Annotated in this window: 4 protein-coding genes and 3 tRNA genes; all 7 read right to left on the reverse strand. The window is 53.8% G+C overall.

All coding sequences use genetic code 11. The features are described from left to right. Positions 1-302, reverse strand: a 302-nt coding sequence (locus BM315_RS23995; RefSeq protein WP_244527380.1) for a GTP-binding protein, incomplete at its 3' end; no start/stop codon positions are given. Positions 303-386: 84 nt separating this feature from the next. Beyond that, positions 387-462 (reverse strand) — tRNA-Thr (locus BM315_RS24000). 26 nt (positions 463-488) lie between these two features. After that, positions 489-562: transfer RNA gene (locus tag BM315_RS24005), tRNA-Gly, on the reverse strand. A 24-nt stretch (positions 563-586) separates the two neighbouring features. After that, positions 587-671: transfer RNA gene (locus BM315_RS24010), tRNA-Tyr, on the reverse strand. Between the two features lie 141 nt (positions 672-812). Further along, positions 813-1,481, reverse strand: coding sequence for an SPOR domain-containing protein (locus tag BM315_RS24015; protein ID WP_090506200.1), 669 nt, complete (start codon positions 1,479-1,481; stop codon positions 813-815). Positions 1,482-1,489: 8 nt separating this feature from the next. Next, positions 1,490-2,236, reverse strand: coding sequence for a pantothenate kinase (locus BM315_RS24020; RefSeq protein WP_090506203.1), 747 nt, complete (start codon positions 2,234-2,236; stop codon positions 1,490-1,492). Beyond that, entirely contained in the window at positions 2,226-3,188 is a 963-nt protein-coding gene (birA, locus tag BM315_RS24025; RefSeq protein ID WP_090506205.1) for a bifunctional biotin--[acetyl-CoA-carboxylase] ligase/biotin operon repressor BirA, read from the reverse strand. The genes BM315_RS24020 and birA overlap by 11 nt, the downstream gene beginning before the upstream one ends. Positions 3,189-3,227 lie beyond the last annotated feature (39 nt).

Here is a 3,227-nt window from a genome sequence, read left to right on the forward strand (position 1 = left end):
CCATCCATCTGCGCAGCACCGGTGATCATGTTCTTCACATAGTCAGCGTGACCCGGGCAGTCGACGTGCGCGTAGTGCCGAATAGCGGAATCGTATTCAACATGGGAGGTATTGATGGTAATACCACGCGCCTTTTCTTCCGGGGCGTTATCGATCTGGGAGAAGTCACGCGCAGAGCCACCCCAAGTTTCAGCACAGACCTTGGTCAGCGCTGCAGTCAGAGTAGTCTTGCCGTGGTCGACGTGGCCGATAGTGCCTACGTTGACGTGCGGCTTATTACGTTCAAACTTTTCTTTAGCCATCTCGACCGCCTCCAAAGGAAGAATTGAGCAAGTCATATCACCATTAAAACAAAGGCAGATACTTTCATATCTGCCTTTGTCGAATGGAGCTCATGAGCGGACTCGAACCGCTGACCTCACCCTTACCAAGGGTGTGCTCTACCAGCTGAGCTACATGAGCGTTACACATCACGCAAACCACAAACATGGAGCGGGTAGCGGGAATCGAACCCGCATCATCAGCTTGGAAGGCTGAGGTTCTACCACTGAACTATACCCGCGGAGCTTGCAGCTCACGCTAAATCTGGTGGAGGGAGAAGGATTCGAACCTTCGAAGTCGATGACGTCAGATTTACAGTCTGATCCCTTTGGCCACTCGGGAATCCCTCCAAAAGGAGGCGGCATTCTCTTTGGAAGCCACCCTGCTGTCAAGCAATTTCTCAGTAAAAACCTGAGGTTAGCTGCATTGCCAGCCGCTTTGCAGATTACCCGTTAAGGCTACCCTGCGAAGCGGGCGCCATTCTATTCAATCTAACGGGAGGTTGCAATGCTTTCGCACGGTATTATTTGATGCTGTAAGCCTTTGAAGTCAAAAGCCAAACCCTCTAGTAGCGCATCACTGATCAAGTGACGGCTTTCCGGGGCAATACGCACCCAATAACGCCGATGAGAACGCGGCAGCGCCCTGAACTCAGCCTCGTAACCCGCATCACGCAGGCGCTGTATCACACTCTTTGCGGAATCCTCCCGAGGAAAGATCCCCAACGATATTCCGTTGGCCAAATCCCCTTGGGTAATGATGTAACTATCTATTTTTCGCGCCTGCAACTCCCTCAACTGTCGAAGTGAGGCCTGGCGAGAACCCAGCGGCGGCAAATACACCCAATAATCGACCTCTGCAGCAGCATCGACTGACTGCACATGCGCGCGGATATCGAGACTGATCAGACGCTGCTCAAGAGCCGTGGCCGGCGCCTCCAGCTCAAAGCCCCCTAAAAATAGACAGACCGCCCCCCCCCCTGCTGCCGTATTCTCACGCGGCGCACGACCATCAGACTCACTCAACAAATGAATATCGCGCTTACTATCCTGAGTAAGCACCGACGAGACCACCTCTTTAGGGCGCAAAGGAGCCTGCTGCTGATGCCAAACGAAATAGAACAGATTCAATACAATCAGCAACAAAAACATCCAACGCATGCAAGACCTCAACGCAGCGGACAGGCGATAGCCAAGCCGATAAAGACCAGATCAGGCACTACCCGCGCTTCAGGAATCATGCCAGCCACCAAAGAAGCATCGCCACCGGTCAGAAAAACCACAAAATGCTCCCCCCAATAGTCACGAGCCATCTCCAGCTGGGTACGAACAAAACCCTGCAGCATCAACGAACAGCCCCGCTCGACCGCTTCGACCGTAGAACACCCCGGCGTCAAGCTTTGAATAGCCTGCTCGGCAAGCTGATCCTCATAACGTGTTCGCCGGGTATGTGTTCGCAATTGATTACGCATCAACGGCACACCTGGACAAATAAAACCACCAAGATGCTGCCCACCAGCATCAACAAAATCGGAAGTCACCGCAGTACCCAGATCAAGCACCAAGCAGGCCTGCCGTGCAAGCTGATAGGCACCAACCAAAGCCAACCAGCGATCAAGCCCAAGACGCTCATACTGCTTATATCCATTGCGCACCCCAGCCAACTCAACTGCCGGACACGCACAGACACACTCCACGGAAAAAGCTCGCCTCAGCGCCTCAACAAGTCGCGCAGTCTCTTCATCCGTGCGCACACTCACCAAACGACAAGCGCTCAAGCTGATTACTTGCCGCTGTACGACCTGAACGAGAGCTTCATCGGCAGCAACAACACCACCACAGCACACATTCAGACCATCACTAGTGACGGCTCGCCATTTGATAAAGCTATTTCCACAATCGAGCTCAAGAATCATCACTCAACCTCAAACTGAGCTCTCCACCACTAAAACTCTGCTCTACACCAGCAACACGCAAGCGAATGGCGCCTGACTCATCAACCCCCAACACCACCCCGTTAACCGGGCGCCCCCCCGTGGTTAGCGTCACGTTACGCCCCTGCCAAAGATGGCTACCTTGCCATTCGTCCCTCATAGCGGGAAAACCATGCGTCTGATGCATCGCCAGATATCGTGACAACTGGCGATTAAGCTCACATACAAACTCGTTGCGATCCACCACCGCCCCCAATTCAGCACGCATAGAGGTCCATGGCTGATCGATCCCCACCTTATCGACAAGCATATTCACATTGACCCCAACACCTATCACCAGGTGACACACATCAGCGGGATCGCCAGACAACTCCAGAAGAACCCCGGCTATCTTGCGGCCATCGACCAATACGTCGTTAGGCCACTTCAACCCCGCCTTCGCCACCCCTGTCGCACGTAACGCACGAAGCAAAGCCAAACCCACGACCAGACTCAACCCTTCGAGCTGACGCATACCACCGCTCACTTGAAGGGCCAAGCTGTAATAAAGGTTCTCGCCAAATGGGCTTATCCAATTGCGCCCCCGGCGGCCACGCCCAGAGGTCTGGCGCTCAGCCAAGACGATAAAGGGCGGCGCATGACCGCTCGCCAGACGCCGCAACACCTCCGCATTAGTCGAATCCACTGAATGCAAAATGCTCAATGGCCAATCCTGACTAGATTTATTGGCAGCAATCACCTCTTCATCCAAAAGCAGAAGCGGACTCTCCAAGCGATAGCCCCGCCCACGGACTTTATGAACAGGCAGTCCCAACTCAGCCTCCAGGGACTTCAATTGCTTCCATATCGCAGAGCGACTGACACCCAAAGCAGCACCAAGCGCTTCGCCCGAATGAAAACACCCATCTTGAAGAAGCCTTAGTAATGGCAACATGCTGATCTCACTGAGCGACAAGGCATGCATGATAACGGC

Source organism: Pseudomonas borbori, assembly GCF_900115555.1.
GTDB classification, from domain to species: domain Bacteria; phylum Pseudomonadota; class Gammaproteobacteria; order Pseudomonadales; family Pseudomonadaceae; genus Aquipseudomonas; species Aquipseudomonas borbori.

Excerpts from the sequence above, each read along its gene's own strand:
- BM315_RS24020 (WP_090506203.1), bottom strand. The coding sequence starts at position 2,236 with ATGATTCTTGAGCTCGATTGTGGAAATAGCTTTATCAAATGGCGAGCC.
- birA (WP_090506205.1), bottom strand. The coding sequence starts at position 3,188 with ATGTTGCCATTACTAAGGCTTCTTCAAGATGGGTGTTTTCATTCGGGC.
- BM315_RS24015 (WP_090506200.1), bottom strand. The coding sequence starts at position 1,481 with ATGCGTTGGATGTTTTTGTTGCTGATTGTATTGAATCTGTTCTATTTC.